The organism is Actinomadura rubrisoli (assembly GCF_004349215.1).
GTDB lineage: Bacteria > Actinomycetota > Actinomycetes > Streptosporangiales > Streptosporangiaceae > Spirillospora > Spirillospora rubrisoli.
Genome location: NZ_SMKU01000008.1, coordinates 1 through 17,123 on the forward strand (window position 1 = coordinate 1; position 17,123 = coordinate 17,123).

The 17,123-nt window shown below is 73.7% G+C and carries 16 protein-coding genes and 1 pseudogene; 9 read left to right on the forward strand and 8 right to left on the reverse strand.

Going from position 1 to position 17,123, the window contains the following annotated elements:
• A partial coding sequence (locus tag E1298_RS03580; RefSeq protein ID WP_131889293.1) for a hypothetical protein occupies positions 1 to 401 on the reverse strand: 401 nt, incomplete at its 3' end.
• 421 nt (positions 402 to 822) lie between these two features.
• Between E1298_RS03580 and E1298_RS03585 the strand changes: the two genes are divergently transcribed.
• A complete protein-coding gene (locus E1298_RS03585) occupies positions 823 to 2,163 on the forward strand; it encodes an NsdA family TPR-like regulatory protein (protein ID WP_131889294.1) in 1,341 nt (446 codons plus the stop codon).
• A gap of 8 nt (positions 2,164 to 2,171) precedes the next feature.
• Here E1298_RS03585 and E1298_RS50135 read toward each other — a convergent pair whose 3' ends face one another.
• The 5 genes and pseudogenes from E1298_RS50135 to E1298_RS03605 form a co-directional block, all read right to left on the reverse strand.
• Positions 2,172 to 2,342, reverse strand: a complete 171-nt coding sequence (locus E1298_RS50135; RefSeq protein ID WP_243725370.1) for a hypothetical protein — start codon at positions 2,340 to 2,342, stop codon at positions 2,172 to 2,174.
• A 124-nt stretch (positions 2,343 to 2,466) separates the two neighbouring features.
• Positions 2,467 to 2,889, reverse strand: a pseudogene (locus E1298_RS50140) (DUF4132 domain-containing protein); the annotation flags it as partial.
• On the reverse strand, positions 2,804 to 3,331 hold the full coding sequence (locus E1298_RS47700) for a hypothetical protein (RefSeq protein ID WP_165975283.1): 528 nt from the start codon (positions 3,329 to 3,331) through the stop codon (positions 2,804 to 2,806). The pseudogene E1298_RS50140 and the gene E1298_RS47700, both read right to left, overlap by 86 nt.
• Before the next feature lie 481 nt (positions 3,332 to 3,812).
• The gene (locus tag E1298_RS03600; RefSeq protein ID WP_131889296.1) at positions 3,813 to 4,379 is read right to left on the reverse strand and encodes a hypothetical protein; all 567 of its coding nucleotides are present in this window, start codon (positions 4,377 to 4,379) and stop codon (positions 3,813 to 3,815) included.
• Between the two features lie 171 nt (positions 4,380 to 4,550).
• The gene (locus tag E1298_RS03605) at positions 4,551 to 4,886 is read right to left on the reverse strand and encodes a hypothetical protein (protein ID WP_131889297.1); all 336 of its coding nucleotides are present in this window, start codon (positions 4,884 to 4,886) and stop codon (positions 4,551 to 4,553) included.
• 152 nt (positions 4,887 to 5,038) lie between these two features.
• Here E1298_RS03605 and E1298_RS03610 point away from each other — a divergent pair, with 152 nt between their 5' ends.
• The 3 genes from E1298_RS03610 to E1298_RS03620 all read left to right on the forward strand — a co-directional run bounded on the left by E1298_RS03610 (position 5,039) and on the right by E1298_RS03620 (position 8,780).
• Positions 5,039 to 6,484 carry a protein kinase domain-containing protein gene (locus E1298_RS03610; RefSeq protein WP_131889298.1) on the forward strand — a complete coding sequence of 482 codons (1,446 nt, stop codon included), beginning with the start codon at positions 5,039 to 5,041 and terminating at the stop codon, positions 6,482 to 6,484.
• Positions 6,485 to 6,547: 63 nt separating this feature from the next.
• The gene (murA, locus tag E1298_RS03615; protein ID WP_131889299.1) at positions 6,548 to 7,849 is read left to right on the forward strand and encodes a UDP-N-acetylglucosamine 1-carboxyvinyltransferase; all 1,302 of its coding nucleotides are present in this window, start codon (positions 6,548 to 6,550) and stop codon (positions 7,847 to 7,849) included.
• A 76-nt stretch (positions 7,850 to 7,925) separates the two neighbouring features.
• Complete coding sequence (locus E1298_RS03620; protein ID WP_131889300.1) at positions 7,926 to 8,780, forward strand: hypothetical protein; 855 nt, start codon at positions 7,926 to 7,928, stop codon at positions 8,778 to 8,780.
• Here E1298_RS03620 and E1298_RS03625 read toward each other — a convergent pair.
• Complete coding sequence (locus E1298_RS03625; RefSeq protein WP_131889301.1) at positions 8,777 to 9,937, reverse strand: pyridoxal phosphate-dependent aminotransferase; 1,161 nt, start codon at positions 9,935 to 9,937, stop codon at positions 8,777 to 8,779. The genes E1298_RS03620 and E1298_RS03625 overlap by 4 nt on opposite strands.
• 102 nt (positions 9,938 to 10,039) lie before the next feature.
• Here E1298_RS03625 and E1298_RS03630 point away from each other — a divergent pair, with 102 nt between their 5' ends.
• The 4 genes from E1298_RS03630 (at position 10,040) to E1298_RS03645 (ending at position 16,137) form a co-directional block, all read left to right on the forward strand.
• Positions 10,040 to 10,786, forward strand: a complete 747-nt coding sequence (locus E1298_RS03630) for a GntR family transcriptional regulator (protein WP_131889302.1) — start codon at positions 10,040 to 10,042, stop codon at positions 10,784 to 10,786.
• Positions 10,787 to 10,872: 86 nt separating this feature from the next.
• Positions 10,873 to 12,474 carry a long-chain-fatty-acid--CoA ligase gene (locus E1298_RS03635; protein ID WP_131889303.1) on the forward strand — a complete coding sequence of 534 codons (1,602 nt, stop codon included), beginning with the start codon at positions 10,873 to 10,875 and terminating at the stop codon, positions 12,472 to 12,474.
• 139 nt (positions 12,475 to 12,613) lie between these two features.
• On the forward strand, positions 12,614 to 14,185 hold the full coding sequence (locus E1298_RS03640; RefSeq protein WP_131889304.1) for an FAD-dependent monooxygenase: 1,572 nt from the start codon (positions 12,614 to 12,616) through the stop codon (positions 14,183 to 14,185).
• A 2-nt stretch (positions 14,186 to 14,187) separates the two neighbouring features.
• Positions 14,188 to 16,137 carry an aconitate hydratase gene (locus tag E1298_RS03645; RefSeq protein ID WP_131889305.1) on the forward strand — a complete coding sequence of 650 codons (1,950 nt, stop codon included), beginning with the start codon at positions 14,188 to 14,190 and terminating at the stop codon, positions 16,135 to 16,137.
• A 69-nt stretch (positions 16,138 to 16,206) separates the two neighbouring features.
• On the opposite strand, the gene E1298_RS03650 is transcribed toward E1298_RS03645, so the two are convergent.
• Positions 16,207 to 16,614: a DUF2795 domain-containing protein gene (locus E1298_RS03650; RefSeq protein ID WP_131889306.1), complete on the reverse strand. Its 408-nt coding sequence runs from the start codon at positions 16,612 to 16,614 to the stop codon at positions 16,207 to 16,209.
• A 121-nt stretch (positions 16,615 to 16,735) separates the two neighbouring features.
• On the opposite strand from E1298_RS03650, the gene E1298_RS03655 reads away from it, so the two are divergent.
• The gene (locus tag E1298_RS03655; protein WP_131889307.1) at positions 16,736 to 17,086 is read left to right on the forward strand and encodes a DUF7668 domain-containing protein; all 351 of its coding nucleotides are present in this window, start codon (positions 16,736 to 16,738) and stop codon (positions 17,084 to 17,086) included.
• Positions 17,087 to 17,123: the final 37 nt, after the last annotated feature.

Sequence of the window (17,123 nt, forward strand, 5' to 3'; positions counted from 1 at the left end):
ATGTGCCCCACCGCCCCGGGCACGTCCCCGATCGGGCCGATCTCCTTGCCCATTCCCCAGTGGAATGTCCCGCGCTTGCAGGTGATCAGCCGCTCCGGCTCGTCTGGCCCCCGCTCCGTGACGATTAGGTTGGTCGCGAAGGCATGGACGGTGACGCCGCGCTCGCGGAGACCGGCCGCGACATCGCGCAACGCAAGCCGGGCGTCGGTGCGGTCAGCCTCGTCCAGCAACTCATGCAGGAGACCGGGTTCGTCGGCCTGCACTCCGACGCTCCCGCCGCGTCCGGGCGGGATCAGGCGCGAGGCATGCCAGATCGTGCCGCCGGGATGTCCCTCGGCATCGATCAGCCAGTCGGGGAACTGCTCGGCCAGCGCGTGCCGGGCCTCCTCTTGTTCAGTCATTGCCTGCTCTCCTCGATGCCGGTGGCCTTACGCAGCTTGCCCCGCAGGCCCTCAGCGGTGTCGGCGTCCAGCGTGGCGCCCTCGACCCCGGACAGATCCTCACTGACCAGGGATACGCGAGTCGCCCACCAGCGGCCGGTATCGGTGGTGTGGATGATTGACCAACGCGGGAACTCCTCTCGGAGCGCGGCCTTCTCCTTCGCGATGGCTTCATGAGATCACCGCGTCCGGGGTCGCCTTGTCTCTGGGCGGGGCCACGCACCGAGAAGGATCTTTTGGACCACACGGGAACGGTGGCTGGTGCGTGGCCCCGCACCATTGAGTGAAAACCCTGCACGGTGCGTCACGGAACGCTCACAATGGCCTCAGGCCAGGGGACATCCCCGTGTTCCCGTCCCAGCGGTGAAGGGTGTCAAGGGTCATGACCGTCCAGCAGCGCCCCGCGTGGGCCGTCCACCTCCAGGCCGCCCGCGAAGCACGCGGCTGGGGGCCCTTCGAGACCGCCCGTCGGCTGCGCGAAGCGATCGGCATCACCAGCCATCCCAGCGACAAGGTCAGGAGCCTGGCCAAGCAGGTCACCCGGCACGAAAAGGGGCACGTGTTCCCCACCGACTGGGCCCCCGCCTACGCCGCCGTGCACGGAATCCCGCAAGACGAACTGTTCCCCGCCCCTCCGCCCTCTGAGCAGCTGGTAATCACCGGCCCTGCGAGTACCGTGGATCAAAGTCCTCTACTCGACCCCTGGGACGACGTTGTGAGACGACGTGAACTCATCCACGATGCCGCGGCCTTGACCGCGAGCGCGACCGTCGCGCCGATCCTGGCGAAACTCACCGAGGCATGGCAGGCCAGCGAACCCTCCCTTCCTGGGGCGAGCGTGTCGCAGGCGATGATCGACGACTGGGAGGACGCCGCCGTCGTCCATGGCCGGCGAGCCCGCGTCGAGCCTCCCGCCGTGATCCTTGCCGCGCTGGCGGCCGACTTCACGGTCATGGCCCCGCACCTCAAACGCAAGCAGCCCGACGCTGTGCGGCGCGACCTGGCGCATGCCGCGGCACGACACGCGATGCTGATCGGGGGGAAGCTCGTTGACCTGGGCCAGCGCCGAGAATCGCGCCGGTGGTGGGGCAAGACCCGCGCACTCGCCGATCAGTCGGACGATCCGTTGCTGGCGTCGTGGCTCCGCAGCAGGGAGGCGCTCTACCGGCGCGGTGACCCTAGCGAGGACTTGGAGGAGGTGCTCCGCGTCGCGTCCGAGGCCCGGCGCCTGGCTGGGGAGCGACCCAGCGCCCCGCTGGCCGCCGCGTTCACCGCTGAGGCACAGGTGCTTGCCTGTCTGGGACGTATGGGCGAGGCCGTCTCGGCACTCAGATCCGCAGAGGCGGCGTTCGACAAGATGTCCACGTCCACAGTCTTCGATCCCGACTGGGCACGGCGCGAGGAGGGACTCTGGTTCGATAAGAGCCTGATCTACACGCTTGCCGGTGACGTACGGCAGGCGACCGAAGCTCAGAACACTCTGCTGCGGCCGGACGCCGATTATCACGTCACTGTGGAGATACAACTGCACCGGGCAGCGTTGGGGGCACGTACCGACCCCACGTCAGGGCTAGAGGAGGCCACCCGCATGGTGGCCGCTCTACCGCAGGACCGCCGGACGACGAGGTATCTGGGGGCCGCCCGCATGACTCTCAACGCCATCCCCGACAAGGCGGCAGCGCTACCGGCTGCGCGGGAACTGAGGGCGCTGCTCTCTGGTTAGAGCGCCGGCTACGTCCTGCGGGTGCTCCGAGCGGTGAGGTCGGCGATGAGCTCGGAGGCGGTGATCGGGTCCAGGTCGACCATGATGCGGCGGTCGCCGGGCAGCGGACGGAAGATCCCGCCGGGGTTGTCGCGGTCCCAGCCACGGTGCCTCATCGCGAGGGCCCTCACCGTCCGCACCGTGGCGTCCTCGAACCGGGTGAGGCGGCCGCTTGCGCGCTCCTCCCCGGTGAGCGCGTGGACCGGTTCTCCGGATCTGGGGGAAGGGCTGGAGGGTCTCGTAGTCGTCCAGTGTCGCCCGCCAGGCTCGGAGGGTGTCGCCCAGGTCGAGCGGGTGCGCGATGCGGATGGCGGCGGAGCCGGGCGGGGTGAACGCGTCGTCGTGGACGTCGGTGAACGTGCGGTCCTCGGCGAGGCGGAACGCGGTGTCCTGGGTTCCTTCCTCGGCGAGCCAGATAAGGCGGCGCACGATGTGTCAGATGACCGGGTGCCGGACGAAGAGGGGACCGAACTCGGCGGGCGTCCAGCGCCGCAGCGTGACCATCGCCGTCTCCAACCGGCGGATCTGGTCGGCGGCGGTCCGCGCCACCTTCTTCATTGAGGAGAAGCGCTGGTAGGCGGCGGGGGACAGGGCGGCGTCGTCACCGGAGGACAGGCGGGGGAGGGTCTTGCGGCGCCGCCCGTCCTCGCCGATGACGAACGGGTCGAGCGCCTCGTCGAAGCCCACGGTGAAGCGGAGCGAGCCGCAGCGCCGTCGCGTCGTCGCCGAACCGGCCGAGCTGGTCGAGGGCCCAGCCGTCCCCGGCGGACGCGCCGTACCGTTCCGAGCGCTCGAACAGCGCCCACGCGAACCCGGCGAGGGAATGCGCGTCGCACACGTCGCGGACCATCTCTATGCCCGCGTACACCTCGCCGAGCTTCGACATCGCCAGCAACATGACCACCTGGGCGGTCGCGGTGTCCGGCAGCGCCCGTTCGCGGCCCCGCAGGAGGATCTGCGGGAGCATGCCCGGCGCGGCCCATTCCGGTACGTCCGGTATGCGGGCGGGCAGGCGTTCCAGCGGGTCGGCCGTCAGTAGGGCCTCGATCGCGTCGGCTGCTCCGGCGCCGAGATTGCGGGCGGCGGCGACGATCTCCGTGGGGCCCAGCTCGGCGGCGAGGAACCGCAAGGCCCCCCTCGGCCTGCCTTCGGGACGTGTCCGCCTCGCCCAGCGCGGCGGGGAGGAGCATCCGGGCGGCGCCGGTGCGATGCCTGCCGAACCAGGCGATGGTCGTCTGCTGGCCGGACTTCTTCCGCGCGAGCCAGCCGGCCATCAGCTTGGCGATCCCGGCGGTCAGGTAGGGGACGAGGATCCCTGCCGCAGGCCCCGGGGTTCTGCTCGGCGGCCCTCGTCACCAGCGGCAGGGCGTCGGGCCCGTAGCGTCCGGCCATGGTCTTGAGCCAGGGCATGTCGTCGGCGTGCCAGGAGGAGTGCGGGTCGTCCCAGTCGGCGAGCAGCGGGCAGATCAGGTCTTCGGGCCTCTGCGCGAACAGGGCGGTGGCGGTGAGGCGGCCGATCGGTTATGGCGGGATAGCGGCGCCCCCGGCTCGGCAGGTACGGGACGGCCCATGCCTCGCGCTCGCCGGGCGCCCAGGTCACCTTCCGCTCGTCAGGTGGGGTCGGCCCGGTGATGACGACCGGTTTCGCCGCTTTCCGCTTGCGGGCCCAGGGCGGCTCGACCAGTAGCGTCGGCAGCTCGTCCGGGTCCGCCTCGGGTATCCGCGCGGTGGACGGGACGGCCGCCTCGACGGTCCGGCGTGTCTCGGAAGCGAGCCCGGGGCAGCATCGCCGCGGTCGTCTCCGGGTGGGCCCGCACATGGTCGGCTAGTAGCGCGGCGGCGGTCTTCGAGCGGGCGGCGGCGGGCACCAGGAGCCGCAGCGCCCGTGCTGGGGAACGCGTCATCGCCGCGATCAGCACGGGCTGGACGTACTTCTCGTCCGACCGGTCGATCAGCGCCTGGAACGCCGCGTCCCGGGGCAGCAAGGCGATGACGTTGAGCAGCCGCCTGTGCTCGGACGCGCCGACGTGCCCCTCGTCCAGCGTCCTGGCGAACAGGGGGAGGGCGCCGGCCCCGGTGGCGTCGGCCAGCGTGACCTGGAGGCCCATGGGGCAGGAGCCCGGCTGGAGCACCGCGTCCATCGTGAGCTGCCCGGGTGTGCTGAGGGCGTGACGCAAGAACCACCAGATAGGACGCGACCATCTTCTGCGCCTGCGTGTTCCGGTGACTCGCCAGCCGTTCCGCCGCCTGCCGGAAGACGGGTTCGTCGGCGGCGGCGAGCAGGGCGCGCATGTGCCGGGCGGCCTCCTGATCCGCCTTGATCTCGTCGCCGCTGTGCAGCCGCACCTTCAGAGCGCGGCCCTCGGACGGTACGTGCGGCGAGGGTGCTCAGCTCGACCAGGGCGCACGCGGCGAACGTCGTCCCGCGCCCGCCGGATCGGGCTTCCCGGTGAGGTACCGCTGGTCGCGCTCCACCCATTCGGTGGGCCGACGAGCGTCCTCCGCAGGGAATCGGCGTCCGGCCACACCTCGTCCACGAGCCCCCGGATCCGCTTCGCGGCGGTCTCGTCCACGGTGACCCGCGGCCCCGGCGAGCCGCCCCGCCGCGGATGCAGGCGCCGTCGCAGCTCGGCGGGGAGCACCAGGGCGTCCTCGTCCGGCGGAAACGGGGGTCGATCACTCATGGCGCCTCACCGTAGCGGCGCGCCCCGACAGGCCCCTGACTGTGAGCATCGGCCCTCCGTTCTGCGGTTCTCGCGGGGATGGAGGCGCCCCGCCGCGCATTGTGACCTTGGCGAGGTTGCGAGTGGACGGGCGGCGCGGCAGGGTACAGGCCATGACTTGGGACGTTCCGGGTTATTCCGTGGTGAGGGTCCTGAGCGAGGGTCCGGCCGGACGCGTCGTCCAGGCGGTCCGCGACGGGTTCGGGGAGCAGGTCGTCATCCTCGACCGGGCCGAGCTGGCCGACGACGACGCGCGGCTGCTGGCGACGCTGCGCGACCCGCACGTCGTGCGCGTCCACGAGTACGTGGAGGGGCGGCGGGCGCTGGTCATGGAGCTCGTCGACGGGGTGACGCTGGAGCGGCTGATCGGCGAGTCGGGGCCGATGGCGCTCGACGCGGCCCTGCGGGTGCTCAAGGGCTGCCTGCTCGGCCTCGCGGCGGCGCACCAGGCCGGGATCGTCCACCGGAACCTCACGCCGGCGAACGTGCTGGTCGTCGGGGGCGCCTGCAAGGTCACCGGGTTCGGGCTCGCGGTCCGCGGCACGTCCGTCTTCACCGCGCCCGAGCGGCGGGACGGCAGCGTCACGGCGGGCGGGGACCTGTACTCGGCGGCCGCCGTGTTCTACCAGTGCCTGACGGGGCGCCCCCCGGGCGAACGGGGCGTGCAGTTGGAGCGGCTGCCGGAGCGCGCGCGGGCGCTCGTCGTGCGGGGCATGGCGCAGTACCCGCCGGCCCGGCCGAAGTCGGCGGCGGCCTACGCCGCCCTGGTGGACGCCGTGGCGCGGAACGAGTGGACGCGGCCCCAGCCCCCGGCCGCGCTTGCGGCGCAGGACGCACCTGTCGCGCCGGAGGCCCCGGAGGAACGGCCCGGCCTGCTCAAGCCGCTCGCCGGGATGGTGGCGCTCGGGCTCGTCTGCGGATTCGGGACGTTCGGCATCGCCAAGGCGTTCGGGGACGACGAGCCCGCGCACGCGACCCCGGTGGTCAGCCACCGGCCCGTCCAGCCGGGGACCGGGGTGTCGCGGGGACGGCTGGCCTACACGATCAATCCCGCCGCGCGGGTCGTCGGCGCCGCGAAGGCGCTGAGCCCGACCAACCGGCAGCGGATCGACGTGCTGCTGAGCGTGACGCCCTCTCAGGCCCACCCCGGGAACACCGTCACCGTCCGGATGGTGGAGCGGCGGGCCAACCGGTCGGCGTGCCCGCCCGCCGCCCAGGGCAAGTGGGGCTGGAGCGTCGGCGACGGGCATGCGCAGGCGCTGTGGCTCTACCCCGCGTCCGCCGGAGTCCTGCCGTCGCGTCCGAGCGACCGGCGGGTCGAGGCCGCGGTGCGGACGGCCCCGCCCAAGACCGCGGCCAAGGGCTGCGGGCGGACGACGGTCGTCCGGAGCACCTACACGTTCAAGATCGACAAGACGATCAAGCCGGGGTCGTACCTGCTGTCGCCGTGGAACCCTCCCCGGGTCGCGCGGATCTTCACCGGCACGGGCGCCCGGGCGCCCCTGGCGGCGGCGCGGGCCACCAACAGGGGACGGCTTCCGGCGCTGACCGTCCGGTAGACCGGACGTGGCCTTTGGATGGATTCGGTTGGTGCACCCGCAGGGCGGCCGTAGGCTGCACGAATGACCGAGAAGCTGTGGGAGATCGAGCCGTCCGGCCCGCTGCGCGGCGACGTCACCGTGCGCGGGGCCAAGAACGCGGTCAGCAAGCACATGGTGGCGGCGATGCTCGGCGCGGAACCGAGCACGATCCGCAACGCGCCGGACGTCGGCGAGGTCGGGATCACGACGGGGATGCTGGAGCACGTCGGGACGGGTGTCGAGCGGTCCGGCGGCGAGATCACCGTCGTGCCGGGCCCGGTGTCGGAACCGGGCGTCGGCAAGGCGTTCACCGGCCTGAACCGCATCCCGATCCTCATGCTCGGCCCGCTGCTGCACCTGGCGGGGGAGGCGTTCGTCCCGCTGGTCGGCGGCGACCCGATCGGCCGCCGCCCCGTCGACTTCCACGTGGACGCGCTGCGGGCGTTCGGCGCCGAGGTCACCATCGCCGCCGACGGCATCCACGCGCGGGCGTCCCGGCTCGTCGGGACCCGGATCGACCTGCCGTACCCGAGCGTCGGCGCCACCGAGACGGTGCTGCTGGCGGCGGTGCGGGCCGAGGGCAAGACGGTCATCAGGAACGCCGCGACGGAGCCGGAGATCATCGAGCTGGCGCTGTTCCTGCAGCGGATGGGCGCCCGGATCTCCTTCGCGCCGGACCGGCGGATCGTGGTCGAGGGCGTCGAGCGGCTGAGCGGCGCCCAGACGCGCCTCGCCGGGGACCGCATCGAGGCGTTCTCCTACCTGGTGGCGGGCCTGGTCACCGGCGGTGAGGTCCGGGTGCACGGCTGCCCGCAGGACCGCCTGGTCACCGCGATCACCACGCTGACCGGGATGGGCGCCCGGTTCGAGATCACCGATGACTGGATCATGGCGTCGGCACCGGACGGGCTGCGCCCCGCGGCGGTGCAGACCGACACGCACCCGGGGTTCGCGACGGACTGGCAGACGCCGCTGATGGTGCTGTTCACTCAGGCGGACGGCATGTCGGTGCTGCACGAGACCGTGTACGAGAACCGGCTCGCCTACGTCCCGGCGCTGCAGAGCATGGGCGCGGAGATCGAGGTGTACGACACCTGCCTGGGCGGCCCCGCCTGCCGCTACCACGACACGCCCGCGCTGCACTCGGCGGTCGTGCGCGGGGTGAGCAAGCTGCGCGGCGGCGACGTGACCATGCCCGACATCCGGGCCGGGTTCTCGGCGGTGCTGGCGGCGGCGGTGGCGGAGGGCCCGTCCACGCTGCGCGGCGTCCACCACATCGAACGCGGCTACCACCACCCGGTCGAGCAGTTCCGCGCCCTGGGCCTGGCCCTGCGCGCCGGCTAGCAGCGGCCGGGCCGGATGACCCGGTGATGACCGAAACCGACAAGACGCTTGTGGCGGCGGCGGGCACGCTGGAGCCATGGATCTGAACAAGGCCGCCGACTTCATGGCCACGCATGCGCGCCCGCTGGACCGCCGCCGCTTCGACATGCTGACCGGGAAGGGCGACCCCGAGGCGCTGCTGGCCGCCCTCAACGCCTACCGCAACCCCGACGGCGGCTACGGCCGGGGACTCGAACCCGACCTGCGGTCGAGGACGAGCCAGCCGGGGCCCGCCCTGCACGCCTTCGAGGTCTTCGAGCAGCTCGCCCCCGGTACGGCGCCGGAGGCGGCGGCGCTGTGCGACTGGCTGGAGGCGGTGGCGCTGCCGGACGGCGGCCTGCCGTTCGGGCTGCACGTGCCCGACCCGGCGGGGTGCGCGCCGTTCTGGGCGGACGCCGATCCGCGGACCTCGTCGCTGCAGATCACGGCCATCGTCACCGCCACGGCCCAGCGCGTCGCGGCGCACGATCCGGCGGTCGCCGCGCATCCCTGGCTCGGCCGCGCCACCCGCTACTGCCTGGACACCGTCCGGACAAGGGATGAACTGCATGCCCTGGAGCTGGCCTTCGTGCTGTCGCTGGCCGACAGCGTCCAGGACACCGAGCTGATCGCCCTGCTCGGCAAGCACATCCCCGAGGACGGGCTCGTGCACGTCCAGGGCGGGCTGGAGGACGAGATGATGCGCCCGCTCGACTTCGCGCCCTACCCGGACCGCCCGGTGCGGGCCCTGTTCACCCCGGACGTGGTGGCCGCCGAGCTGGCGCGCCTCGATGAGCAGCAGCAGGACGACGGCGGCTGGGCCGTGGACTTCGCCACCTACTCCCCGGCGGCGCACCTGGAATGGCGCGGCTACGCGACCGTCAGAGCCGTCTCCATCCTGCAGCGCAACTAGGCGAGGGCGTGGTGGAAGCGGGTGGAGAGGTCGGCGAGGCGGTCTACCGGCTCGTTGGCGAAGACGAGCCGCAGGTAGTGGGCGCCGCTCGGGCCCCAGCCGTCCATCGGCGTCGCGGCGACCTTCGCTCGGTCGAACAGCCGGCGGGACAGGTCGGCGGGCGTCAGGCCGAGGGGCCGGGTGTCCAGCAGCAGCGACCAGCCGCCGTGCGGCCGCACCACCGGCAGGCCGGCGAGCTGCTCCAGGATCAGCTCGCAGCGCTCGCGCCAGATCCCGGTCGCGGCGGCCACGTCGGCGTCGGCGTCCGGCGCCGCCAGCGCCGCCGCGACCGCCTCCTGGGCGATCCCGACCTGGCAGACGACGTTCGTGAGCCCGACCAGCCGGATGTCCCGCATGATCTCGGCGGGGCCGGCGACCCAGCCGACGCGCCACCCGATGAGCCTCAGCTCCTTGGACGCCGACCCGACCGTGATGGTGCGCGCCGCCAGGCCCGGGACGCGGGCGGGGTGGTCGGGCGGGCGGCTGTCGAAGCGGATGCGCTCCATCGCCGCGTCGTAGACGAGCCATGCGTCGTGGCGGTCCAGCGCGCCGGCCAGGGCCGTCCAATGTGAGGTGTCCAGGACGAGCCCCGTGGGCATGGCGGGCCCCATCATCAGGACGGCGGCGGTGCGGGGGCCGACGGCGCCGGCCAGGCGCTCGGGGTCGACGACCCAGCCCTGGGGGGTCGCCTCGCACGGGACGAAGCGGGGCACGCCGCCCGCGAGGCGGACCCGGTTGACCAGCCCGGCGTAGATCGGGTCGCACAGGACGACCTCCTCGCCCGGTTCGACGGTCGCGAGGAGGGTGTTCAGGATGCCGTTCAGGCCGCCGGCGACGCTCACGCACTCGGTGTCCGGGTCGTAGGAGCGCCCGGAGAGGCGCCCCACGTGCGCGGCGGTGGCCTCCAGCAGGCCGCGGTGCCCCTGGAACGGCAGGTAGCTGTTGGCGTCGTCGGCGTCCACGGCGGCGCGGGTCGCGGCCAGCGCCGCGGCCGGGGGCCGCACGTCGGTGTCGAGGTTCTCCAGCCGGAGGAACTCCGGGTCGGCCGCGGCGTCGGCGGCGTCGCCGACCCTGTCCACGCCGATGCCGGGGATGTCGCGAAGCCTGGACACCGTCACGGTCGCGCTCCTCACTTCGATCTTGGTGCCCAGCGTGCTGCATCGCCCGGCGCGGCGTCCAGTGACGGCCGGAGAACGTCCGGAATCGGATATGTATGGGGGGTGATCGATTCCTCCGGGCCGTTGCCGAAGTACCTCCAGCTTCGCGCCATCCTGCTGGACCTGATCGAACAGGACCGGCTGCCGGTGGACGCGCCCGTGCCGTCCGAGCGCGAGATGTGCCGCACCTATGGGGTGTCGCGCATGACGGTCCGGCAGGCGGTCGACCAGCTCGTCGCCGAGGAGAGGCTGCGCCGCATCCCCGCCAAGGGCACGTTCGTGGCGCGTCCGAAGGTGCAGATGCCGAAGGAGCTGGTCTCGTTCACCGAGGACATGCGCGCCCTCGGCCTGCGGCCCGGCTCGGTCGACCTCGCGTCCCGCACCATCGAGGCGGACGCGCGCCTGGCCGCGCTCTTCGGCGCCGGGCCGGGCGCGGCCGTGCACGTCCTGGAGCGGCTGCGGCTGGCAGACGGGGAGCCGATGGCGGTGGAGCGCTCGCACATCCCCGCGTCGCTCGCGCCCGGCCTGTTCGACCGCCGCCCGCCCGACACTTCGCTGTTCGACGTGCTGGAGCGCGAGTACGGGATCGTGATGGACGCGGGGGAGCAGACCATCGAGGCGGGCCCGGCCGGCGCGGGCGACGCGCGGCTGCTGGGGATCGAGCCGGGCGGCACGGTGTTCTTCCTGCAGCAGCGGACGTCCAGCCGCGGGATCTGCGTGGAGGTGACCTTCGCCATCTACCGGGCCGACCGCTACCGCATCCACCTGGGCCTGGAGAGCCGGAACCGCCCCGCGGCGGGCGCCGGCTGACGCCCTCCGCGTGAGAGCCTTGGAGACGCGGGTCACATCCGCGCCGGGGTCGCGCCCGCCCCGGCCGACGGCACCGGAGGATCGCGATGCGCAACGGACCGGGCTACACCCCGCTCACCCCGCTGTCCTTCCTGGAGCGGTCGGCGGAGGTGTTCCCCGGCAAGACCGCGTACGTGCACGGCGACCGCCGCGTCCCCTACGCCGCGTTCGCCGCCGAGGTGACACGGCTCGCGAACGCGCTGCGGGCCATCGGGATCGAGCCGGGCGACCGCGTGGCCTACCTCGCGCCGAACGTGCCGGAGTTGCTCGTCGCGCATTTCGCCGTGCCGCTGGCGGGGGCCGTCCTCGTCGCGATCAACACCCGGCTGGCGTCCGAGGAGGTCCGCTACATCCTCGGCCACTCGGGCGCGAAGGCGCTGGTCGTCGACGCCGGGCTGCATCCCACGGCGGCGCCCCTGGCCGGTGGGCTGCCGGACGTCGTGACGGTGTCCGCCGCCGGAGCCGAACCCGACCCGGCGGTCGGCGGTATCACCTACGGCGAGCTCCTCGCGCGCGGCTCCGACGACCCCCTCCCCTGGAGCGTGGACGACGAGAACGCGGCCATCTCCATCAACTACACGTCCGGCACCACTGGGCGCCCGAAGGGCGTCGTCTACACGCACCGGGGCGCCTACCTCAACGGGCTCGGCGAGGTCCTGCACTCGCGGCACACGCCCGACAGCGTCTACCTGTGGACGCTGCCGATGTTCCACTGCAACGGCTGGTGCACGCCGTGGGCGCTCGTCGCGGTCGGCGGGACGCAGGTGTGCCTGCGGGCCGTCGCCGCCGGGGAGGTCTGGCGGCTCATCGACGCCGAGGGCGTCACCCACCTCAACGGCGCCCCCACCGTCCTGGTGGCCATCGCCAACGCCGCCGAGGCGCATCCGCTGGAACGGCCGCTCGTCGTCACCACGGCGGGCGCCCCGCCGAGCCCCACGATCATCGGGCAGATGGAGGGGCTCGGCGCGAAGATCGTCCACGTGTACGGGCTGACCGAGACCTACGGGCCGTACTCGGTGTGCGAGCCGCAGCCCGGCTGGTCCGCGCTGGCGGCGCCCGAGCGGGCCCGGCTGCTGGCCCGGCAGGGCGTCGGGATGATCCAGACGGACGGGCTGCGCGTCGTCGACGCCGACATGGCCGACGTGCCCGCCGACGGCGAGACGCTCGGCGAGATCGTGATGCGCGGCAACAACGTCATGCGGGGCTACCACGACGACGAGGACGCCACGGCGGCGGCGTTCCGGGGCGGCTGGTTCCACTCCGGCGACCTCGGCGTCCGCCACCCGGACGGCTACGTCGAGCTGCGCGACCGGTCCAAGGACATCATCATCTCCGGCGGCGAGAACATCTCGACCGTGGAGGTGGAGCGGGCGATCGACTCGCATCCCGCCGTCCTGGAGGTCGCCGTCGTCGCGGCGCCGGACGGCACGTGGGGCGAGCGGCCCAAGGCGTTCGTCGTCCTGCGGGAGGGGCGCGCGGCGACGGAGGCGGAGATCGTCGAGCACGTGCGCGGGAGCCTCGCCCGGTACAAGGCGCCCGACTCCGTCGAGTTCGTGGCCGGGCTGCCGAAGACCTCCACCGGGAAGATCCAGAAGTTCCAGCTCCGCGAGAGGGAGTGGGCGGGCCGCGACCGCCGCATCCAGGGCTGACCGCGCCCGCGCCCGGCCGCGTCCAGGGAATCGGATCCGGCCCCCGCGCGGACGGTACAGGCGCGTGAGGAACGCCCGTTCCGGGGAAGGTTCGGGAGGCGGGAACCGAGCACGGCCGACAGAGCGGGAGGGGAGCGGGATGTCACCCATCGACAGGTCCACCGGCGAGCCGGCCGGGAACGTGCTGATCGTGGGGGCGGGCCCGACCGGGCTCCTGCTGGCGGGGGACCTGGCCGCGGCGGGGATCGGCTGCACCGTGCTGGAGCGGCGGGAGGAGGACACGAGCAACCTGACCCGCGCCTTCTCCGTCCATGCCCGGACGCTGGAGCTGCTCGACGCGCGCGGTGTCGCCGACGAGCTGGCCGCGACGGGGACCCGCGTCGAGAGGGTGCGGTTGTTCGGAGGTCGCGGGCTGCGGCTGTCCCGCCTGCCCGGCCGCTTCCCTTACGTCCTGGTCACGCCGCAGTACGAGACCGAGCGGGTGCTGCGGGAACGGGCGCTGGCCGCGGGCGCGGAGATCGTGCACGGCGCCGAGGCGGTCGGGCTCCGGCAGGACGCGGCGGGCGTGGACGTGGACGTCCGCACGGCCGCCGGGGACGAGCGGACCCGCCGCGCGTCGTACGTGGTCGGCGCCGACGGGGTGCGCAGCACGGTCCGGGAGGCGCTCGGGCTGCCGTTCCCCGGGCAGGCGGCCGTCCGGTCGGTGATGCTCGCGGACGTGCGGCTGGACGACGCGCCGAGCGAGGTCCTGACCGGCGGGACGTCCGGCGACGCGTTCGCCTTCCTCGCGCCGTTCGGGGACGGCTGGTACCGCGTGATCGGCTGGAACCGGCGCCACCAGGTCCCCGACTCCGAGCCCGTCGACATGGACGAGCTGCGGGAGGTGGTGCGCCGCGCGCTCGGCACAGACCACGGCATGGGCGAGCCGCGCTGGACGTCCCGGTTCCGCAGCGACGAGCGGCAGGTCCCGAGGTACCGGGTGGGGCGGGTGTTCCTCGCGGGCGACGCCGCGCACGTCCACTCCCCGGCGGGCGGGCAGGGGATGAACACCGGGCTGCAGGACGCCGCCAACCTCGGCTGGAAGCTGGCCGCCGAGCTGCGCGGGTGGGCGCCGTCCTGGCTGCTCGACAGCTACCACGAGGAGCGGTACCCGGTCGGGCGGCTCGTCCTGCGCGGCAGCGGGGCGTTGCTGCGGTTCGCACTGGTGGAGCCGCCCCTGCTGCAGAGGGCGCGCGGCGCGGCGGTGTGGGCGGCGACCCACGTCCGGCCCATCGAGCGGCGGCTGGCGGGCAGGGTGTCCGGCATCGACATCGCCTACCCGGCGCCGCAAGGCGCCCACCGGCTGGCCGGGAAGCGCGCCCCGGACGTCCCGCTCGCGGGCAGCCCGGGGCGGCTGTACGGGCTGCTCGGCGACGGGCGGTTCGTGCTGGTGGTGGCGGCCAACGACCCGGCGGTGACCTACCTGGCGACCAAGCGGTGGGCGGACCGCCTGCACTGCGCGCTGGCCGGGGGCGCCACCCGCACCACCGCGCTCGTCCGCCCGGACGGGTACATCGCGTGGGCGTGCGACGAGACCGCGCCCGACCGGCGCGCCGCCGCGATCCGCGACGCGCTCGCCCACTGGTGCGGGCAGCCCGCCGAGCGGCCCCAGCACGACCCCCACCCGGCCGAGCGGATCCCGGGGAACGTCCAGGAGGAGAAGGGCATCTGACCATGGCGGCCCAGAACGTCGCGCGCAAGCTCATCGCCTCGCACCTGGTGAGCGGCGAGATGACGCCGGGCGCCGAGATCGGGCTGCGCGTCGACCAGACCCTCACGCAGGACGCGACCGGCACGATGGTGATGCTGGAGCTGGAGGCCCTCGACCTGGACCGCGTCCGCACGCAGGTGTCCGTCCAGTACGTCGACCACAACCTGCTCCAGGCCGACGAGCGCAACATGGCCGACCACATCTTCCTGCGGTCGGCGTGCCGCCGGTACGGGCTCTGGTACTCGCGTCCGGGCAACGGCGTCTCGCACCCCACGCACATGCAGCGCTTCGGCGTGCCCGGCGCCACGCTGGCCGGCTCGGACTCCCACACGTGCGCGGCCGGGTCCCTCGGCATGCTCGCGATCGGCGTCGGCGGGCTGGAGACCGCGATGGCGATGGCCGGGGAGCCGCTGCACGTGACGATGCCGGAGATCTGGGGCGTCCGGCTGACCGGCGCGCTCCCGCCCTGGGTCAGCGCCAAGGACGTGATCCTGGAGATGCTGCGGCGGCACGGGGTGCGCGGCGGCGTCAACCGCGTCATCGAGTACCACGGGCCCGGCCTGGCGTCGCTGTCGGCCATGGACCGGCACGTCATCGCGAACATGGGCGCCGAGCTGGGCGCGACGACCACGGTGTTCCCCTCGGACGGGCGGGTCCGCGCGTTCCTGCGCGCCGAGGGACGCGAGGACGACTTCACCGAGATCACCGCCGACCCGGGCGCCGCCTACGACGCCGCCGAGGAGATCGACCTGTCCGCCCTCGAACCGCTGATCGCCCGTCCCGGCTCGCCCGGCGACGTGGTGCCGGTCCGCGACGTCGCGGGGCGGGAGGTCCACCAGGTGGTCGTCGGGTCGTCGGCGAACCCCGGGCTGCGCGACTTCGCGTCCGTCGCGGCGATCGTCCGGGGCCGCCAGGCGCATCCGCGGGTGTCGCTCGACGTCAACCCGACGTCCCGGCAGATCCTCCTCGACCTGACGCGGACGGGCGCGGCGGCCGACCTGATCCAGGCCGGCGCGCGGATCCACCAGGCGGGCTGCCTCGGCTGCATCGGCATGGGCCAGGCGCCCGCGATCGGCCGCGACAGCCTGCGGACGTTCCCGCGCAACTTCCCCGGACGCTCCGGCACGAAGGGCGACCGGGTCTGGCTCTGCTCGCCCGAGACCGCCGCGGCCGCCGCGCTCACCGGGGAGATCACCGATCCGCGCGACCTGCCCATGGACCCGCCGGACGTCCGGCTCCCGGAGACCTCCAGCGCCGATCACGCGATGCTGGAGGCGCCCCCGCCGCCCGAGGAGGCGTGCGGCGCCGAACTGGAGAAGGCCCCCAGCATCGGCGTCCTGCCCGAGCTGGACCCGCTGCCGGACGAACTGGACGTCCCCGTCGTGATCAAGGTCGGGGACGACGTGTCCACCGACGAGATCCTCCAGGCGGGCGCGCGGGCCCTCCCATACCGCAGCGACATCGCCAAGCTCGCCGACTTCGCCTTCACCCGGCTCGACGAGGGCTACCCGGACCGCGCCCGCCGGGCCGGTCCGCACGCGGTCGTCGGCGGGCGCAACTACGGGCAGGGCTCGTCGCGCGAGCACGCCGCGATCGCGCCGCGCCACCTGGGGCTGCGGCTCGTCCTCGCCCGCTCCTACGCCCGCATCCACTGGCAGAACCTCGTCAACTTCGGGATCCTGCCGCTGGAGTTCGCCGACGAGGCCGACTACGACCGCGTCCGGCAGGGCGACGAGCTGCGGATCGGGAACGTCCGCGGCGCCCTTGCGGGCGGCGGCGGGATCGAGGTCCGCAACCTCACCAGGGACGAGACGTACCGGGCGCGGCACCGCCTGTCCCCGCGCCAGCGCGACCTGGTCGCCGCCGGAGGCCAGATCCCCCACCTGCGCGCCCGCGGACCCCGTGATCATTAAGCCGCGGCGAGCCGTCCCCGTGAGGGCTGGCACGGGGGCGGCTCGCCGCAAGCGGGGACGGGAGGCGGATCAGAAGCGGCGGCTCTCGCGGCCGTAGCCGAGTTCCTCGGCGACGTCGGCGAGGTTCTCGTAGTCCCGGTCGGGCAGGGTCTCCAGGGCCCCGACCGCCTCGTCCGGGGCGCCCTCGCCGGACGCGTGGGCGACCAGCTCGTCCGGCCGCGCCGGATACCGGACGCCGGTGAGCAGCCGGGCCAGCGCGCTGCGGCCCTCCACGTCCCGCGCGCTCATCCCGGGAGGGGACCCCTCGCGCGGATCGCCGCCGGGGGCGGTCGGATCCCACGCGGCGTCGCCGGAGTACGGCTCGGTCTCCTTGAACTCCTCGGCGTGCGTGGAGTGGCCGCCGCGGACCATGCCCTCCGTCTCGTGGCCGATCTCGTCGTCCAGCCTGGGGCCGTGCTTGTCGCTCTTGTCTGGCATCGTTCGTCCTCCCTGCGCGGTCGAGCCGGCCTCATGGTCCTTCGTGGTCACAATCTTCCCGGGCGGGGCCGTCTAAACAGGACGCCGATCTTGGCGCGCCGGGCGCGGTACGGTGTGGCGCATGCTGCCGGAGGAGGGCGTGAACGCCGTTCGGGCCGTGGTCGCCCTGCTGGTGCGCGGGCACTACGAGGAACTGGAGACCCTGACGGAGGGGCGCAGATACACCGCGTCCGACATGGCGGCGACGATCGCCCGGTCCGGGCGCGACCTGATCAGCCCGCCGGAGGAGGCGTTCCGCGCCGTCGACGCGGTGGCCGCCCCGCAGGAGGCCGCCGACGAGCGCGCCTTCCACGTCGAGTTCCCGCTGTGGACGGCCCAGGAGGGCCGTTCGGACATGGCGGTCGGCCTCGTCGTCTCCGAGGTCATGGACGGCGTGTGGACCGTGGCGCTGGAGGGCATCCGGGTGCCCTGACCTGCCGCCGCGCCGGCCGGCCTCCGCGTTCGGGGCC

Bases quoted from the DNA above. Each gene is read 5' to 3' on its own strand.
- E1298_RS03645 (WP_131889305.1), top strand. From the start codon at position 14,188: ATGGCGGCCCAGAACGTCGCGCGCAAGCTCATCGCCTCGCACCTGGTG.
- murA (WP_131889299.1), top strand. From the start codon at position 6,548: ATGACCGAGAAGCTGTGGGAGATCGAGCCGTCCGGCCCGCTGCGCGGC.
- E1298_RS03640 (WP_131889304.1), top strand. From the start codon at position 12,614: ATGTCACCCATCGACAGGTCCACCGGCGAGCCGGCCGGGAACGTGCTG.
- E1298_RS03650 (WP_131889306.1), bottom strand. From the start codon at position 16,614: ATGCCAGACAAGAGCGACAAGCACGGCCCCAGGCTGGACGACGAGATC.
- E1298_RS03610 (WP_131889298.1), top strand. From the start codon at position 5,039: ATGACTTGGGACGTTCCGGGTTATTCCGTGGTGAGGGTCCTGAGCGAG.
- E1298_RS03655 (WP_131889307.1), top strand. From the start codon at position 16,736: ATGCTGCCGGAGGAGGGCGTGAACGCCGTTCGGGCCGTGGTCGCCCTG.
- E1298_RS03620 (WP_131889300.1), top strand. From the start codon at position 7,926: ATGGATCTGAACAAGGCCGCCGACTTCATGGCCACGCATGCGCGCCCG.
- E1298_RS03605 (WP_131889297.1), bottom strand. From the start codon at position 4,886: ATGAGTGATCGACCCCCGTTTCCGCCGGACGAGGACGCCCTGGTGCTC.
- E1298_RS03585 (WP_131889294.1), top strand. From the start codon at position 823: ATGACCGTCCAGCAGCGCCCCGCGTGGGCCGTCCACCTCCAGGCCGCC.
- E1298_RS03635 (WP_131889303.1), top strand. From the start codon at position 10,873: ATGCGCAACGGACCGGGCTACACCCCGCTCACCCCGCTGTCCTTCCTG.